Origin of the sequence: Bifidobacterium callimiconis (genome assembly GCF_003952005.1) — a bacterium.
GTDB lineage: Bacteria > Actinomycetota > Actinomycetes > Actinomycetales > Bifidobacteriaceae > Galliscardovia > Galliscardovia callimiconis.
Genome location: NZ_QXGJ01000001.1, coordinates 13083 through 27621, shown reverse-complemented (window position 1 = coordinate 27621; position 14539 = coordinate 13083). Strand labels below are relative to the sequence as shown.

At 62.7% G+C, this 14539-nt stretch carries 16 protein-coding genes; all 16 read right to left on the bottom strand.

What is annotated here, in order from left to right; all coding sequences use genetic code 11:
* Positions 1-123: 123 nt before the first annotated feature.
* Positions 124-867 carry a MerR family transcriptional regulator gene (locus D2E23_RS00145; protein ID WP_126029012.1) on the bottom strand — a complete coding sequence of 248 codons (744 nt, stop codon included), beginning with the start codon at positions 865-867 and terminating at the stop codon, positions 124-126.
* Positions 868-1020: 153 nt separating this feature from the next.
* The gene (locus D2E23_RS00140) at positions 1021-1461 is read right to left on the bottom strand and encodes an FHA domain-containing protein (RefSeq protein WP_126029011.1); all 441 of its coding nucleotides are present in this window, start codon (positions 1459-1461) and stop codon (positions 1021-1023) included.
* A gap of 4 nt (positions 1462-1465) precedes the next feature.
* Positions 1466-2299 carry a DUF881 domain-containing protein gene (locus D2E23_RS00135; protein ID WP_164520594.1) on the bottom strand — a complete coding sequence of 278 codons (834 nt, stop codon included), beginning with the start codon at positions 2297-2299 and terminating at the stop codon, positions 1466-1468.
* A 5-nt stretch (positions 2300-2304) separates the two neighbouring features.
* The gene (locus tag D2E23_RS00130) at positions 2305-2637 is read right to left on the bottom strand and encodes a small basic family protein (protein WP_093961576.1); all 333 of its coding nucleotides are present in this window, start codon (positions 2635-2637) and stop codon (positions 2305-2307) included.
* Complete coding sequence (locus tag D2E23_RS00125) at positions 2637-3347, bottom strand: DUF881 domain-containing protein (protein WP_164520593.1); 711 nt, start codon at positions 3345-3347, stop codon at positions 2637-2639. Before D2E23_RS00125 ends, D2E23_RS00130 begins: the two co-directional genes overlap by 1 nt.
* 247 nt (positions 3348-3594) lie before the next feature.
* Complete coding sequence (locus D2E23_RS00120; protein WP_126029009.1) at positions 3595-4242, bottom strand: CDP-alcohol phosphatidyltransferase family protein; 648 nt, start codon at positions 4240-4242, stop codon at positions 3595-3597.
* A gap of 10 nt (positions 4243-4252) precedes the next feature.
* Positions 4253-5104 (bottom strand): ATP phosphoribosyltransferase, encoded by an 852-nt coding sequence (hisG, locus tag D2E23_RS00115; protein ID WP_126029008.1) that lies wholly within the window; start codon positions 5102-5104, stop codon positions 4253-4255.
* A gap of 52 nt (positions 5105-5156) precedes the next feature.
* Complete coding sequence (locus tag D2E23_RS00110; protein ID WP_126029007.1) at positions 5157-5420, bottom strand: phosphoribosyl-ATP diphosphatase; 264 nt, start codon at positions 5418-5420, stop codon at positions 5157-5159.
* A gap of 82 nt (positions 5421-5502) precedes the next feature.
* On the bottom strand, positions 5503-6168 hold the full coding sequence (gene rpe / locus D2E23_RS00105; RefSeq protein ID WP_126029006.1) for a ribulose-phosphate 3-epimerase: 666 nt from the start codon (positions 6166-6168) through the stop codon (positions 5503-5505).
* Between the two features lie 69 nt (positions 6169-6237).
* Entirely contained in the window at positions 6238-7170 is a 933-nt protein-coding gene (lgt, locus tag D2E23_RS00100) for a prolipoprotein diacylglyceryl transferase (protein ID WP_126029005.1), read from the bottom strand.
* A 100-nt stretch (positions 7171-7270) separates the two neighbouring features.
* Positions 7271-8140, bottom strand: coding sequence for a tryptophan synthase subunit alpha (trpA, locus tag D2E23_RS00095; RefSeq protein ID WP_164520592.1), 870 nt, complete (start codon positions 8138-8140; stop codon positions 7271-7273).
* Positions 8141-8172: 32 nt separating this feature from the next.
* A complete protein-coding gene (locus D2E23_RS00090; RefSeq protein ID WP_126029003.1) occupies positions 8173-10260 on the bottom strand; it encodes a bifunctional indole-3-glycerol phosphate synthase/tryptophan synthase subunit beta in 2088 nt (695 codons plus the stop codon).
* A 74-nt stretch (positions 10261-10334) separates the two neighbouring features.
* Positions 10335-11900 (bottom strand): anthranilate synthase component I, encoded by a 1566-nt coding sequence (locus D2E23_RS00085; RefSeq protein WP_126029002.1) that lies wholly within the window; start codon positions 11898-11900, stop codon positions 10335-10337.
* Positions 11897-12319: a phosphoribosyl-AMP cyclohydrolase gene (hisI, locus tag D2E23_RS00080; RefSeq protein ID WP_126029344.1), complete on the bottom strand. Its 423-nt coding sequence runs from the start codon at positions 12317-12319 to the stop codon at positions 11897-11899. Before hisI ends, D2E23_RS00085 begins: the two co-directional genes overlap by 4 nt.
* A 100-nt stretch (positions 12320-12419) precedes the next feature.
* On the bottom strand, positions 12420-13190 hold the full coding sequence (hisF, locus tag D2E23_RS00075; protein ID WP_126029001.1) for an imidazole glycerol phosphate synthase subunit HisF: 771 nt from the start codon (positions 13188-13190) through the stop codon (positions 12420-12422).
* A gap of 133 nt (positions 13191-13323) precedes the next feature.
* Positions 13324-14493: a dual-specificity RNA methyltransferase RlmN gene (gene rlmN, locus D2E23_RS00070; protein ID WP_126029000.1), complete on the bottom strand. Its 1170-nt coding sequence runs from the start codon at positions 14491-14493 to the stop codon at positions 13324-13326.
* Between the last annotated feature and the right edge of the window lie 46 nt (positions 14494-14539).

The window sequence follows — 14539 nt, the reverse complement described above, 5'->3', positions numbered from 1 at the left end:
TGACACCACATCGCATGAGCGCGTTTTTCGTAGGTTCATCATGATATCTATCGTACCGATAATGTACATTATGTCAGATTATATATTGGAGTCATCCCCGATCGTCACGCATATCCGTCATATCTATGCCTCGAGTCCTTCCCTCTGGGCTTGCGGCAGTCGAGCATTACGGGCCTGTTCCGTACGCAGTTCCCGTTGTCTACGCAAACGCCGTGCAGTGAACTCGTCCAATGGTTCGCACGATTCCATCGCCGTTGCGGATGATGTGGTGCCCGATACGGAGTTCGGTTCCGTCCCGGACACCACGAATTCCTCGCACGCTAATGCCTCACCGACCTGACGGCATACCGTTCCCACCGATATGCCAAAGATCGTCCGTCCATCATGAATCAGCCGCATCAGCTGTTCGTCCGTCGTGCATTCGTATACGGTCTCGCCGTCGCACGCCATGATGATGTCATACAGATCATCGGTCGTATGCCGTTTCAGGCTGTCAATGACCGTGATCACATTCCTCAGGCTCGCACCGGCGTCCAGCAATTTTTTGGAAACCGCCAGAATCACCACATCCCTGAAGACATAGAGACCCTGCATGCCACCATGCGACGACGGCGCAGTCGGCCCGAGTGATCTGATGGAGGGGGTCACGATCTGTTTACGCGCCCAATAGTCAAGCTGTCGAAGGGAAATTCCCGCCACCTTGGCCGCAGTACTCCCCCGGTATCCCCCGCTGCATGCGGTCTCCCCCGCCATCTCGAAAAGATATCCCTGAACGGCATGACGAGGAGCCGCCTCCATCCGTTCGTTCGTTGATCTATGCAGACGGAATCGGATCGCGGAACTGGTGTTCGTGGAGTCTTCGGTCATTGAAGCCCCTTCCACGTGATGCTGAATCGGACTGCATTATCCAGTTTAGATCATCATGTAGGAACGCACCGAATATAGCAATGCCGTGTCGATTCATCGGCCGAATCGACACGGCAGGGTTTCTCGATCCTCGAAGATCGGCTGACGACTGGGTCAGGCGGTCACGACGGCCGACTTGGTGAAGAAGACCAGACGGAACTTGCCGATCATGATCTCGTCGCCGTTGTGCAGCACGGCTTCGTCCACACGCTGGCGGTTCACGTAGGTTCCGTTGAGTGAACCGGCGTCCTGGACGGTGAACTGGCCGTTGACGCGATGGAAGACGGCATGTGCCCTGGAGACGGTGGAGTCATCGAGCAGGATGTCGGCGCGCGGATCACGACCCACGTTGACGGTGTCCTCGTCAAGCAGGTAACGGGATCCGGACACCGCGCCACGGGTGGAGATCAGCAGTGCGGAGTCGTCGCTCAGGCGGGCGATGGTGTCCAGATCCTGCTGGGTCAGGGGCCTGTCCCCCGTGCTGGTAATCGGAATATGAATGGCCGGGATACCGATGATGGTGGTTTCTCCGGCGGTAGGAATCGGATCAGTCATGGTTCTATTCTACAGTCTTGGCGTACTTATAGTCGGTTGATTGTCTCACTGAGTCGATCTGCACATTGTCGGATTGTTTGACGGTCACGCCGGCACCGTACTTCACGCGCAGCTGCGAGCCGACACCGCCGGCGATCTGCACGGCGTTCTGCAATGACGAAGGATCGCCGATGGCCTTGATCACATACGGCGGCTCCACGTTCTGACCGCTGCAGTTGAGACCGTTTTCGGTGTCGAGCAGTGACGTGGAGGTCACGACCCGCACTCCGTCGAACTCCATGACCTCGGCCCCGGCGTTGCGCAGCTCCTCGATCAGCGTGAACATGGTGGATGCGGGTATGTGCTTGTCCTTCTGCCCGATGGTGATGACGACCCCCTCCCCCTGTGCCGGAAGCCTGCCGGATAGAATGCCGCTGCTCTCCTCGTTCTCCTTGGCCACACGCTCGACCTCCTTCTGCTTGTCGGCCGCGGACTGGATGGATTTGAGCTGTTCGGACAGCTGTGATTTCTGGCTTTCCAGATTGTCGATCTGCTTGCTTGTCTCGTCGAGCAGTCGCACCAGTTCGTCCTCGCTGAGCGTGGAATACGATGACTGCGAGTTCTGCAGCTGAGTGACATAGCCGAATCCGAGCAGGGCGCACAGCAGGGTCATGAGTATCGATGTCAGGATCTTGGCCCGGCCGGACCGTCTGGTCTTCGGCGGCTTCTTCTTGACCTGGGGGAACGTACCCGTCGACAGGTCGTCGTTGAGTTCATCGGCCATCTCCTGATGCCAGAATCGTTTGAACGCCGGCTTCTGCGAGGCCTTTCCCCCATCGTCATGCTGAATCTGCTTCATCGGCATCAGCCTCGGAAGATGAAGCGTCGAATGGCCGACACATTCGAGAAGATACGAATGCCCAGCACGACGATCACGGCCGTGGTCAACTGAGAGCCCACGCCGAGCTGATCGCCGAGGAACACCAGCAGCGCCGCGGTGACGACGTTGGATAGGAAGGAGATGACGAAGACACGATCGGAGAAGCTTCGTTCGAAATATGCTCGCGCCGAGCCGAGTAGCGCGTCGATGGCCGCCACCACCATGATCGGCAGATACGGCTGCAGGGCGATGGGCACGTCCGGTTTGATGAATATGCCCACGACGATGCCCACGATGAGCCCGATGATTGCCGGCATTACTTCACCCCTTTCGCGTATTTGAGGTCGGGAGCTCCCGAGGCCTTCAATGACAGCTTAGACGACTTCGAAACATTCGGGTAAATGCCGACATCGCCCAGCGCTTGGTACAGGTCGGCGTTGTTCTGCTTGCCCACGGCGGAGGCCAGTGCGTTCTGATCCCCGATGGCCTGGATCTTGTACGGACTTTGTATGGAGGTGACGCCGACGAGAATGGTTTGTCCGGCGACGCGTACGGATGATTGAACACCGATGCGGACGTCGTTGATGGCCATGGCTTCGGCGCCGGCCGCCCAGAGTTGGGAGATGAAGGCCTGAAGGTCGGTGTCGGAGACGACGCGGATGACATGGCCGTTGCTGTCTCGGGGCAGGTCGCCTTTCTGGTCTTCGGCGGCGATGGGATCGGTGAGCGTGACGATGATGCCGCTGCCCTGAACGGCGATGGTGCCATTGGCAATGGCGTCTCTGGTGGTCTGCGAGTCCTCGTTGCCGGTGTTGAGGGTTTGGGTGAGGGTATCGATCTGGGAGCGTTGCGAGGCGACGTCGGATTCGAGTTGATGCTGTTCGGCGGTTCGCGAGGCGACCTGGCTGGCGAGTTCCTGACGCACCTTCTGCCTGGTGTTCATATGCAGTTCCTGAACGATGACGCAGCCGGATACGCCGACGATGACGCAGAAGATGAATGTGAGGATCTTGGTGATCCAGATCATGGCCGGCGATTGTTCCTGAACGACCAGCGTGGAATCCTCGAAAAGCGGGTCTATCGGCCGGTTGGTGAGGTCATCGATGAGGTGGAGTGATTCGTCGACGACACGGCGTCGGCGTGATCGTCCAACGACGTGGGTGTCGTCGTGGATGGCGTGGCGATTGATCAGACCGAAGACGGAACGGGAGTGCGCCGACCGACGGTGTATCGGCGCATTCCCGGTGTCTGTCGGATAGGATATGGGGGCGCGGTCACCGGACATGGACATGACGGCTTTCGGCGGTGGTGCGTGCGGTGTCAAGGAGACCGACGCCTTGGGTGATGTAGATGATGCCGGCGGTCCAGTAGAGCGCTGCACCCCATACGGCGCCAGCGACGCCGATGAAGTGCAGCACCATGAAGAATGGCGTGACGGCAAGGTCGGCGACGATGAGCACTGGGACGGACATGAGCAGGAGCGCGGTTCCCGCCTTGCCGACGAAATGCACCGGCAATGGGCCGTAATCGTTGTTGGAGAGGATGAGCACCTCGATCAGCATGACAAGGTCCCGCGATCCCACGGCGATAAGCAGCCACCATGGGAGGATATCGGCCCATCCAAGAGCGAGCATGGAGCAGATGATGAGCAGTCGGTCGGCGATGGGATCGAGAATCTGCCCGATGCGGCTGACCTGATTGAACCGTCTGGCGATGTAGCCGTCGACGCCGTCCGATGCCGAGGAGACGGCCAGAATGATGAGCGACCAAACAAGGTAACGTTTGGAGATCAGTACGGCGATGACGGGTATGGAGAGAATGCGGAGGAAGCTGATGGCGTTCGGCACGGTCCAGATGATGTTCTGGGGCTCCGGACTGAACGCTTCCTCCTCCGCATTGGTGTGTGTTGGCTGTCGGCTCATGGAGTCGTGATCACATTCGGGACGCCTGAATGGCGGTGACGATGATCGCTCGTGCGCCCACCTCGTAGAGATCGTCCATGAGTTTGTTTACCTGTGCACGCGGCACCATGACACGGACCGCGGCCCACTGGGAATCATGAAGCGGAGCGACGGTCGGGGATTCGAATCCCGGGGTGATGGCCACGGCCGCGGAGACCTTCTCAACGGGAATGTCATAGTCCATGAGCACGTAGCTGTGGGCGGTGAGCACACCCTTGAGTCGCCTGGAGAGGATCTTGAGCTCGTCGTTGCCTTCGGCAAGTCGCGGAGAGCGAATGAGGATCGCCTCGGAGTGGAGGATCGGATCCGCGAAAATACGCAGTCCCGCGTTGCGCAGCGTAGTGCCGGTGGACACCACGTCGGCGATGAGGTCGGCGACGCCCAGGTGGACCGAGGACTCCACGGCACCATCCAGGTGGATGATGTCGGCGTGGATGCCGCGGCTCTCCAGGTAATCGTGGACCAGCTTGTCGTAGGAGCTGGCGACGCGCTTGCCGTCAATGTCGGCGAGCGCGGTGATGTCGGATTCGTTTGGTGCGGCGAAGCGGAAGGTGGAGGCGCCGTATCCGAGTGCCATGGTTTCCATGGCTTCGGTGCCGGAGTTGAGGAGCAGGTCGCGTCCGGTGATGCCGACGTCGACGGTGCCGCGGCCGACGTATACGGCGATGTCGAGCGGGCGTAGGTAGAACAGTTCGATGCCGTTGTCCGGGTCTTCGACGACGAGTTGGCGGGAATTGGAGCGCAGTCGGTATCCTGCTTCTTGCAGCAGGTTCCATGATGGTTCTGACAGCATTCCCTTGTTAGGAACGGCGATTCTCAGCATTGGAATCGATCTCCTTTGTGTTGGTGCGTTGTGGCGCGTGTTGGGTTGAGGGTCACAGGTGCTTGTAGACGTCCTCGAGGCTGATGCCGCGGTCGATCATCATCACCTGGATGTGGTACAGCAGCTGGCTGAGTTCCTCGGCGGTGCGATCGGCTCCTTCGTATTCGGCGGCGATCCAGCTTTCCCCTGCTTCTTCTACCAGCTTCTTGCCGATGAAGTGCGTGCCTTTGGCTAGTTCCTCGACGGTCAGGGATCCTTCGGCCTTGGTTGCGGCCTTGGCGCTGAGTTCTTCGAACAAGGAATCGAAGGTCTTCATAACTTGGGGTTCTCCTTTATGGTGGTCGGCCGGCGGTGTTGGTGTCCGTCGGCCGTGTGGACGATGCCCGGTTGGGTGTCGTTCAGTTTCGGTATGCGGCCTGTGCGTTGGAGCGGATCAGGTCGATTTCGGCGGCGATGTCGTCGGCGCCGTATACGGCGGAGCCGGCCACGAGTACGTCGGCGCCGGCTTCGGCTACGATGTGGGCGGTGTTGCGGCTGACGCCGCCGTCCACCTGGATGTGGGTGTTGAGGCCGCGGCGGGTGATTTCGTCGCGCAGGCGGCGGGTTTTGGCCATCTGGTTGGCGAGGAACTTCTGGCCTCCGAAGCCGGGTTCGACTGTCATGATGAGGATCATGTCGAATTCGTCGAGGATGTCGAACAAAGGTTCGACGGGTTCGGCGGGGCGGACGGCGAAGCAGGCTTTGCAGCCCATGTCGCGCAGCTGGCGGGCGAGGCGGACGGGTGCGTGGGTGGCGCCCATGTGGAAGGTTACGGACTGGGCGCCGCATTTGGCGAATTCGGGGGCCCAGCGGTCCGGGTCTTCGATCATGAGGTGTACGTCGACGGGCAGGGGGCTTACTTCGCAGATGCGCTTGACGATGGGTTCGCCCAGCGTGAGGTTGGGTACGAAGTGGTGGTCCATGACGTCGACGTGGACCAGGTCGGCGTTGGCGATCGCGTTGAGATCGCGTTCGAGATTGCAGAAATCAGCGGACAGAATGCTTGGTGCAATTTGAATCGTCATAGGGCCCATTCTAGGGATGTTGAGCGACGAGTGGTCGTCCGTGATGGTGTTTCTTCTCGGTATTTGGCATCAGCGGCTGTTTTTCGCTGACGTGCTGGCGGTCTGTTCGGCTTCCATGCGTTCGCGTTCGTCGGTGGTGATGGCTGTCAGATGGCGGGAGAGTTCCTTGGTGTCGGCGCCTTTCCGCCATAGCAGGGTGAATAGTGCGGCGCCGAGGATGAATACGAGGATCGCGGTCCATACGTTGATGCGCAGGCCGAGGATGATGGTCGAGTAGTTGATGCGCAGCATTTCGATCCAGGTGCGGCCGGCGCCGTACCACATGAGGTACATGGCGAACTGCTGGCCGGCCTTGAGCACGCCGGTCAGGCGGTGGCCGATCAGCACGATCAGCGTGGCGCCGATCAGGTTCCAGATCATCTCGTATAGGAACGTGGGGTGGAACAGCGTGCCCACCGGGCATGGCTGGCCGTCGTAGCATACCTGGGTTTTGCCGATGGCGTCGGCGTCGTTGAGGGCGAGTCCCCAGGGCAGGGTGGTTGGTTTGCCGTACAGTTCCTGGTTGAACCAGTTGCCGAGGCGGCCTACGGCCTGTGCGACCATGAGGCCGGGTGCGAGCGCGTCGGCGAGGAGTGCGAATGGGTAGTGCTTGTGTCGGCACCAGAGGAACGCGGCGAGCGCGCCGAACATGATGCCGCCGAAGATGGCCATGCCGCCTTCCCAGACTTTGATGATGTTGATGGGGTTGCCGGTTGGGGGGAAGTAGGCGCTGGGTGTGGTGACGCAGTGGTAGAGGCGGGCGCCGATCAGGCCGCTGGGGACGGCGACGAGTGTGGTGTCGAGTACTTGGTCGAAGGTGCCGCCGTATCGCCTCCATCGTGTGGTGAGGATCCAGACGGCGAGGCAGATGCCGATGAGGATGCAGATCGCGTACATGTGGATGGTGAGTGGTCCGAGGTGGAATTCGGAGAAGGTTGGGGATGGGATATACGCCAGGTTCATCGTGTCTGTCCTGTTGGTCTGTTGATGGTGCTCATACGTGTGCGGCGGCCGTAGGATGTCCACGGCCGCCGCACGGTGTTGTCGTTGATTGTCGGTTCGCCTATCGGGCGTTGCGTACGCCTTCGGCCAGTTCGTCCGTCTTGGCGGCGAGCAGGCTGAGGCCTTCGGCGGTGTCTCGGGCGGTCTTGTTGTCGTCGTTGAGCAGGGTGTGCACCAGTGCGGATCCGACGATGACGCCGTCGGCGTAGGCGCCGACCTTGGCGGCTTGGTCGGCGGTGGAGACGCCGATGCCGACGCACACGTGCTTGGCTCCTGCCTTGCGGGTGCGTTCGACGAGCTGTTCGGGTGAGGAGCTGATGGTGGCGCGTTCGCCGGTGACGCCCATGCGGGAGGCCGCGTAGACGAATCCTCGGGCGTTGCGGGAGACGATGGCGAGTCGCTCGTCGGAGGAGTCCGGGGAGACGAGGAAGATGCGGTCGAGTCCGTGGCGGTCGGATGCTTCGATCCACTCCCCTGCCTCGTCGGGGATGAGGTCGGGGGTGATGAGGCCGGCGCCGCCGGCGTTTTCGAAGTCGGTGGCGAAGCGTTCCACACCGTAATGGTAGATGAGGTTCCAGTAGCTCATGATCAGGGGGACGCCGCCGGCGTTGGCCACGGTTTCCACGGCCTTGAACACGTTGGTGATGCTTTCGCCGTTGGTGAGGGCGATCTGGCTGGCGGCCTGGATGACCGGGCCGTCCATGACCGGGTCGGAGTACGGCAGGCCGATTTCGACGGCATCGACTCCGTGTTCGACCATGGTGCGTAGCGCGTCGAGAGACGTGTCGGGGTTCGGGAATCCGTAGGGCAGGTATCCGATGAAGGCCGGACGGTTTTCGCCGGCGAGCTTGTCGAACATCGTTTCGGTGGCGCTGGGCTTGTGGCTGATGCCCAACGGCTGTCCTGATGGCGTGGTTGCTGTATTGGTCATGTTCACGTTCCTTGTCTAGCCTTGTCTGGTCTTCAGGCGACGGTGTTGCCGTGGGCGCCGGTGACGTCGAGTGCTGCGGCCTGGTCGTCGGTAAGGTATCCGAACCACTTGCCTGCGGTGGCCATGTCCTTGTCGCCTCGGCCGGAAATGTTGACGATCATCACGGCCTTGTCGTAGCCCTTGGCCTTGAGATCGGCGGCGGCCTTGTAGGCGCCGGCGACGGCGTGGGAGGATTCGATGGCGGGGATGATGCCTTCGGTCTGGCTCAGATCGCGGAACGCGTTCATGGCCTCCTCGTCGGTGGCCCAGCTGTAGTTGACGCGGCCGATCTCCTTGAGCCAGGCGTGTTCGGGGCCGACGGACGCGTAGTCGAGTCCGGCGGAGATGGAGTAGGTGTCGAGGGTCTGACCCTCGTCGGTTTCCAGCAGGTAGCTCTTGGCGCCCTGGAACATGCCGAGCTGGCCGGTGCCGGGGGCGAAGCGAATGGCGTGCCTGCCAGATTCGGGGCCATTGCCGCCCGCCTCGTAGCCGTACAGGTTCACGCGATCGTCGTCGAGGAACGCGTTCATCACGCCGATCGCGTTGGATCCGCCGCCCACGCACGCGCACACCGCATCGGGGTGGTCGATGCCGTACCAGTCGCGCAGCTGCTCCTTGGCCTCCTCGCCGATGATCTTCTGGAAGTCACGGACCATGGCCGGGAACGGGTGGGGTCCCGCCACGGTGCCGAGCAGGTAGTGCGTGTCCTTGACGTTGGTGACCCAGTCGCGCAGCGCCTCGTTGATCGCGTCCTTGAGGATCTTATCGCCGAGTGTGACCTCCACGACCTCGGCGCCGAGCATGCGCATGCGGGCCACGTTGAGCGCCTGACGGCGGGCGTCGATCTGCCCCATGTAGATGCGGCACTTCAGGCCGAGCATCGCGCACACCGTGGCGGTGGCCACGCCATGCTGGCCGGCACCGGTCTCGGCGATCACGCGGGTCTTGCCCATGCGCTTGACGAGCAGGGCCTGTCCCAGCGCGTTGTTGATCTTGTGCGCACCGGTATGGTTCAGATCCTCACGCTTAAGAAAGATGCGCGCGTCGAGCCCGGTCTTCTCCCTGACGAGCGCGGCGAAGCGCGGAGCCTCGGTCAGCGGGCTGGGACGGCCCACGTACCGCTGCTGCAACGTCATGAACTCCTTGTGGAATTCGGGATCCGCCTTGGCCTCCTCATACACGCGTTCCAATTCGTCCAGCGCGGTGATCAGCGCCTCGGGCACGTATCGGCCGCCGAACTGCCCCCAGCACGGTCCCTGATGTTCGCTCAACGGAGTGGTTTCGGATGCTTTCACTCTTGCTCCTGCCTTCACTAGTCGTTCCACTGCAAGTTCATGATCGTCGGCGGTGGCCACGCCCTCGCCCACCAGCACCGCGTCGGCGCCGGCACGCGCATAGTCCTCGACCTCCACCGCGCCGAACACACCGGACTCGGCGACGCGAATCACGTCGTCCGGCAGATCGGCGGCCAGCTCGTCGTACTTGCGCACATCCACCCTAAGGTTCTTGAGATTGCGCGCGTTGATGCCGATCACCTTCGCCCCGGCGGCCACGGCGCGGGCGATCTCCTCACGCGTATGGGTCTCCACCAGCACGGTCATGCCCAGATCGTGCGCGAGCGCGAGCAGGTGACGCAGCGTGTCGTCGTCGAGTGCGGCGACGATGAGCAGCACCAGGTCGGCGCCGTGGGCGCGGGCCTCGTAGATCTGGTAGTCGGTGACGATGAAGTCCTTGCGTAGCACGGGGATGTGCACGGCGGCGCGGACCTGGTCGAGATCGTCCAGGGAGCCAAGGAAGCGGCGTCCCTCGGTGAGCACGGAGATGGCGCTGGCGCCGCCGCGTTCGTATTCGCGGGCGAGCGCGGCCGGGTCGGGGATGTCGCTCAGATGTCCCTTGGACGGGGAGGCTCGCTTGATCTCGGCGATCACGGGGATGCCGTCGGCGCGCTTGAGCCATCGTGTCGCGTCGATCGGAGCAGGGGCCGCGAGCGCGGCCTTCTTTACTGCTTCTAGCGATACGGTGCGCTCGCGGGACTGCTGGTCCTCCAGTGCGCCCGCCACCAATTCGTCCAGTACCGACATGGTTCTCCTTTAGCGAGCTTGCTTGTTGTCACCCTTCTTATAGCACAGTTTGCGCCGGGGTCTGTGCGGTTGTCTTATTTAACGGTTTTGAGTTGTGCGGCGATCTGCACGGCTTCGACGGAGGCTTCGGCCTTGTTGCGTGTCTCCTGCCATTCGTTGGCAGGCACGGAGTCGAGGACGATGCCGGCGCCGGCCTGGACGCTTGCCTCGTGGTCGCGCAGGAAGGCGGTGCGGATGGCGATGGCCATGTCCATGTTGCCGGAGAAGTCGAAGTAGCCGACGGTGCCGCCGTAGATGCCGCGGTCGGCGGGTTCGATCTCGTCGATGATCTCGACGGCGCGCGGCTTGGGGGCTCCGGACAGGGTTCCTGCGGGGAAGGCGGAGGTGAAGACGTCGAAGGCGGTCATGTCCTTGTGGACCTTGCCGGTGACGGTGGAGCAGATGTGCATGATGTGGCTGAACCGTTTGATGTCCATGAGGGAGACGACCTCCACGCTGCTGGGTTCGCATACCCGGGACAGGTCGTTGCGGGCGAGGTCGACGAGCATGATGTGCTCGCTGCGCTCCTTGGGGTCCTCGAGCAGTTCGCGGGCGAGTCGGGCGTCCTCCTCGGGTGTGGCGCCGCGGGGGCGGGAGCCTGCGATGGGGAAGGTCATGGCGTGGCCGTCGTCGACCTTGATGAGGGTTTCGGGGCTGGAGCCGATGACGTTGAAGTCGCGTCCCTGGGCGTCGGTCAGGGCGAAGAAGTACATGTACGGGCTGGGGTTGAGGGTGCGCAGCACGCGGTAGACGTCGAAGGGGTCGGCAGGCGAGTCGATGTCGAGCCTCTGGGAGATGACGACCTGGAAGACGTCGCCGTCGACGATGTGCCGTTTGGCGGTTTCGACGGCGTGCTCGTAGTCGCTCTTGGCGGTGCGGAAGCGCAGTTCGGGCTGCGGGACGGTCGGGTCGAGGACGTTGACCTTGGATTCGTTGGCCGTGGGGGTGGCCGCGTCCCGCTGCATGTGTTCGAGACGGCGTACGGCGTCGTTGTAGGCGTCGCTCTCCCGTGTGGGCTGGTCGTCGAAGTTCACGGCGTTGGCGATGAGCCATACGGAGCCGTTCACGTGGTCGACGACGGCCATGTCGGTGGCGAGCGCGAGCACGGTTTCGGGCTGGCCGGTTTCGTCGGGGGCCTGGGCGCGCAGCGTGGGCTCCCAGTGGCGGATCGCATCCCAGCCGACGCTGCCGACGAGGCCGCTGGTCAGACTGGGCAGTCCTTCGATTCGGGGTGATGTAAGGAGTCGGAGGGTGGCGTGGGCCACGTCGAGTACGTCGCCCTCGGTGGGGACGCCGAGCGGTACGGTGCCGAGCCAGTCGGCCTGGCCGTTGTTGGAGCGCAGCTGTGCGATGGAGTTGACGCCGATGAAGGAGTATCGGCTCCAGGAGCCGCCGTATTCGGCGGATTCGAGGATGAAGGTGCCGCTGCGCCCCGCGGCGAGACGTTCGTAGAAGCCGACGGGAGTCAGTGAGTCGGCGAGCAGGCGGCGGACCACGGGGATCACGCGGTAGCCTTCGGCGGCGAGCCGGTGGAAGGTGTCGCGATCCGGCCAGGTCTGTCCCCAGTGCAGGTTCTTCACGCTGTTGGTGTTCTCGCTCATGCCTGAGCCTCCTCGTTGTTGTCGTCCTGGTCGCGCTCGCCGATGACGACGGGCAGCTGGCCGCCTTCCTCGAAGCAGGAGCGTTTGCCGGTGTGGCAGGCGGCTCCCACCTGGTCGACTTCGACGAGGATGGCGTCGCCGTCGCAGTCGAGGGCGAGGCTCTTGACGTACTGGCGGTGTCCGGAGGTATCGCCCTTGCGCCAGTATTCCTGACGGGAGCGGGACCAGAAGGTGACGCGTCCGGTGGTCAGGGTGCGGCGGAGCGCCTCCTCGTTCATGTAGCCGACCATGAGCACTTCCCGAGTGTCGTATTGTTGGATTACCGCGGCCACCAGTCCTTTGGCGTCCTTTTTCAGTCGTGCCGCGATCCTGGGGTCGAGGCTGGTGGTGTTGTCGTAGTCGTTGCGCTGTTCCTGCATCATGTCCTGCACTGTCGTTCTATATCGTGTGTTGTATCTGTCCGTCTATCGTCTGCCATGCGACGTCCGGCGTCGCACATCACGGACGGATATCGGCTGGTTATCGGACTTCGTAGCCGTGGGCGGCGAGTTCCTTCTTGACGTCGCTGATGGTGATCTGGCCGAAATGGAAGACCGATGCGGCGAGTACCGCGTCGGCGCCGGCCTTGATCGCCGGTGGAAAGTCCTCGGCCTTGCCGGCGCCGCCGCTGGCGATGATCGGGATCGATACCTCGTTGCGGACCTTTTCGATCATCTCGAGGTCGAAGCCGTTCTGTGTGCCGTCGGCGTCCATGGAGTTGAGCAGGATCTCGCCGGCGCCGAGCTCCTCGGCCCGCCTGACCCACCACAAGGCGTCGATGCCCGTGGATTTGCGACCGCCCATCGTGGTCACTTCGAATCCGGACTTGGTGTGCCGTTCGCCGCGCTCGCGGCGGGCGTCCACCGACAGGACCAGCACCTGGCGTCCGAACCGGGTGGAAACGTCGCTGATCATCTGCGGATTGTTGATGGCGGCCGTGTTGACGCCGACCTTGTCCGCGCCGCAGCGCAGCAGCATGTCGACGTCGTCGACCGTACGCACGCCTCCGCCCACGGTGAGGGGGATGAACAGCTCCTCGGCAGTACGACGGACCACGTCGTACATCGTCTGCCGGTGTGAACTGGATGCCGTCACGTCGAGGAACGTGAGCTCGTCGGCACCCTGCCGATAGTATTCCGCGGCGAGCTCGACCGGGTCTCCGGCATCTCGCAGGTTTTCGAAATGGACGCCCTTGACCACACGTCCAGCATCCACATCAAGACATGGAATCACTCTCACCGCCAGCGACATGTTTACCCCTTTGCGCTTGTAATCGTGTGCACTGGGCAACAGGTTAACGTCACTCTCAGACGGTTCGGCGGTTTCACCGGGCTCATGCCCACATGGTGAAACCGCCGGGATGGTGCGCGTCATCGCGCCGGGATCATGCGTGCCGTTCCATGGTCTTGGCGGCGAGCTGCCCGCATGCGCCGTCGATGTCGGAGCCTCGGGTGTCGCGTAGCGTGGCCGTGATGCCGGCACGGTGCAGGATGTCGAGGAACGTGCGCTCGTCCTGCGGGTCCGAGGCCGTCCACTTGGATCCCTCGATCGGGTTCAGGGGAATCGGGTTGACATGAGCCCAGTCGTCACCGTAATGGTTGAGCCGGTTCGCGAGCTGTCTTGCGTGGATGGCCTGGTCGTTGATGCCGCGCATCAGCGCGTATTCGATGCTCACCCGGCGTTTGGTCGCCAGATAGTAGTCGTGCGCCGCGTCAAGCACCTGCGTGGTGTTGAACCGGCGGTTCATCGGCACGAGCTCGTCGCGAAGCTTGTCGTTGGGCGCGTGCAGCGACACCGCGAGACGTACGGGAAGCCCCTCTGCCGCCAGTTTCCTGATGCCGGGGACCACGCCCACGGTGGAGACGGTGATGTTGCGGGCGGAGATGCCGAATCCTTCCGGCGCCGGAGCGCTGATCTGCCGGACGGCGGACAGCACGGAACGGTAGTTGCCCATGGGCTCGCCCATGCCCATGAACACTACGTTGCTCAGACGCCCCGGTCCCCCGGCGATCTCGCCGTCGCGCATCTGGGCCGCGGCCACACGCACCTGTTCGAGGATCTCGCCGGTGGACATGTTGCGGGTCAGGCCCAGCTTGCCGGTCGCACAGAACGGGCAGCCCATGCCGCAGCCCACCTGACTGGAGATGCACAACGTGGCGCGGTTGGGGTATCGCATGAGCACGGATTCGATACGGGAACCGTCGAACAGGCTCCACAGGGTCTTGACCGTCATGCCCTGATCGGCCTTCTGCTGGAGCATCGGCGTGATCAGCGTGGGGAAGAACGCCTCCGCGGCCGCACCCCGCTTGGCGGCCGGGAAATCGGTGAACTCCTCGGCGTTGACGTCGAAGTGCGCGAAGTAATGGTTCGCCAGCTGCTTGACGCGGAACTTCGGCAGACCGAGCGCCTTGGCCGTTTGGATGCGCTCGTCCTGCGTCATGTCCGCGAAGTGCACGGGCGGCTTGCCTCGTCGCGCATGGTCCTTGGACAGAATGTCCCTGAACGCGCCTTCGGCGCCACCGGAAGTGATGCCGGTCTCGATCTCCTCGTTCATGCTCTCCCCTATTCGCCTTATCACCTATATGCGTTTTACCGACCGG

What these genes read in the sequence shown, in the direction of transcription:
- D2E23_RS00120 (WP_126029009.1), bottom strand. Translation starts at nt 4,242, where the DNA reads ATGAGCCGACAGCCAACACACACCAATGCGGAGGAGGAAGCGTTCAGT.
- D2E23_RS00090 (WP_126029003.1), bottom strand. Translation starts at nt 10,260, where the DNA reads ATGTCGGTACTGGACGAATTGGTGGCGGGCGCACTGGAGGACCAGCAG.
- hisI (WP_126029344.1), bottom strand. Translation starts at nt 12,319, where the DNA reads ATGCAGGAACAGCGCAACGACTACGACAACACCACCAGCCTCGACCCC.
- rpe (WP_126029006.1), bottom strand. Translation starts at nt 6,168, where the DNA reads ATGACGATTCAAATTGCACCAAGCATTCTGTCCGCTGATTTCTGCAAT.
- D2E23_RS00085 (WP_126029002.1), bottom strand. Translation starts at nt 11,900, where the DNA reads ATGAGCGAGAACACCAACAGCGTGAAGAACCTGCACTGGGGACAGACC.
- D2E23_RS00125 (WP_164520593.1), bottom strand. Translation starts at nt 3,347, where the DNA reads ATGATCTGGATCACCAAGATCCTCACATTCATCTTCTGCGTCATCGTC.
- D2E23_RS00135 (WP_164520594.1), bottom strand. Translation starts at nt 2,299, where the DNA reads ATGAAGCAGATTCAGCATGACGATGGGGGAAAGGCCTCGCAGAAGCCG.
- hisG (WP_126029008.1), bottom strand. Translation starts at nt 5,104, where the DNA reads ATGCTGAGAATCGCCGTTCCTAACAAGGGAATGCTGTCAGAACCATCA.
- trpA (WP_164520592.1), bottom strand. Translation starts at nt 8,140, where the DNA reads ATGACCAATACAGCAACCACGCCATCAGGACAGCCGTTGGGCATCAGC.
- D2E23_RS00110 (WP_126029007.1), bottom strand. Translation starts at nt 5,420, where the DNA reads ATGAAGACCTTCGATTCCTTGTTCGAAGAACTCAGCGCCAAGGCCGCA.
- hisF (WP_126029001.1), bottom strand. Translation starts at nt 13,190, where the DNA reads ATGTCGCTGGCGGTGAGAGTGATTCCATGTCTTGATGTGGATGCTGGA.
- D2E23_RS00130 (WP_093961576.1), bottom strand. Translation starts at nt 2,637, where the DNA reads ATGCCGGCAATCATCGGGCTCATCGTGGGCATCGTCGTGGGCATATTC.
- lgt (WP_126029005.1), bottom strand. Translation starts at nt 7,170, where the DNA reads ATGAACCTGGCGTATATCCCATCCCCAACCTTCTCCGAATTCCACCTC.
- D2E23_RS00140 (WP_126029011.1), bottom strand. Translation starts at nt 1,461, where the DNA reads ATGACTGATCCGATTCCTACCGCCGGAGAAACCACCATCATCGGTATC.
- rlmN (WP_126029000.1), bottom strand. Translation starts at nt 14,493, where the DNA reads ATGAACGAGGAGATCGAGACCGGCATCACTTCCGGTGGCGCCGAAGGC.
- D2E23_RS00145 (WP_126029012.1), bottom strand. Translation starts at nt 867, where the DNA reads ATGACCGAAGACTCCACGAACACCAGTTCCGCGATCCGATTCCGTCTG.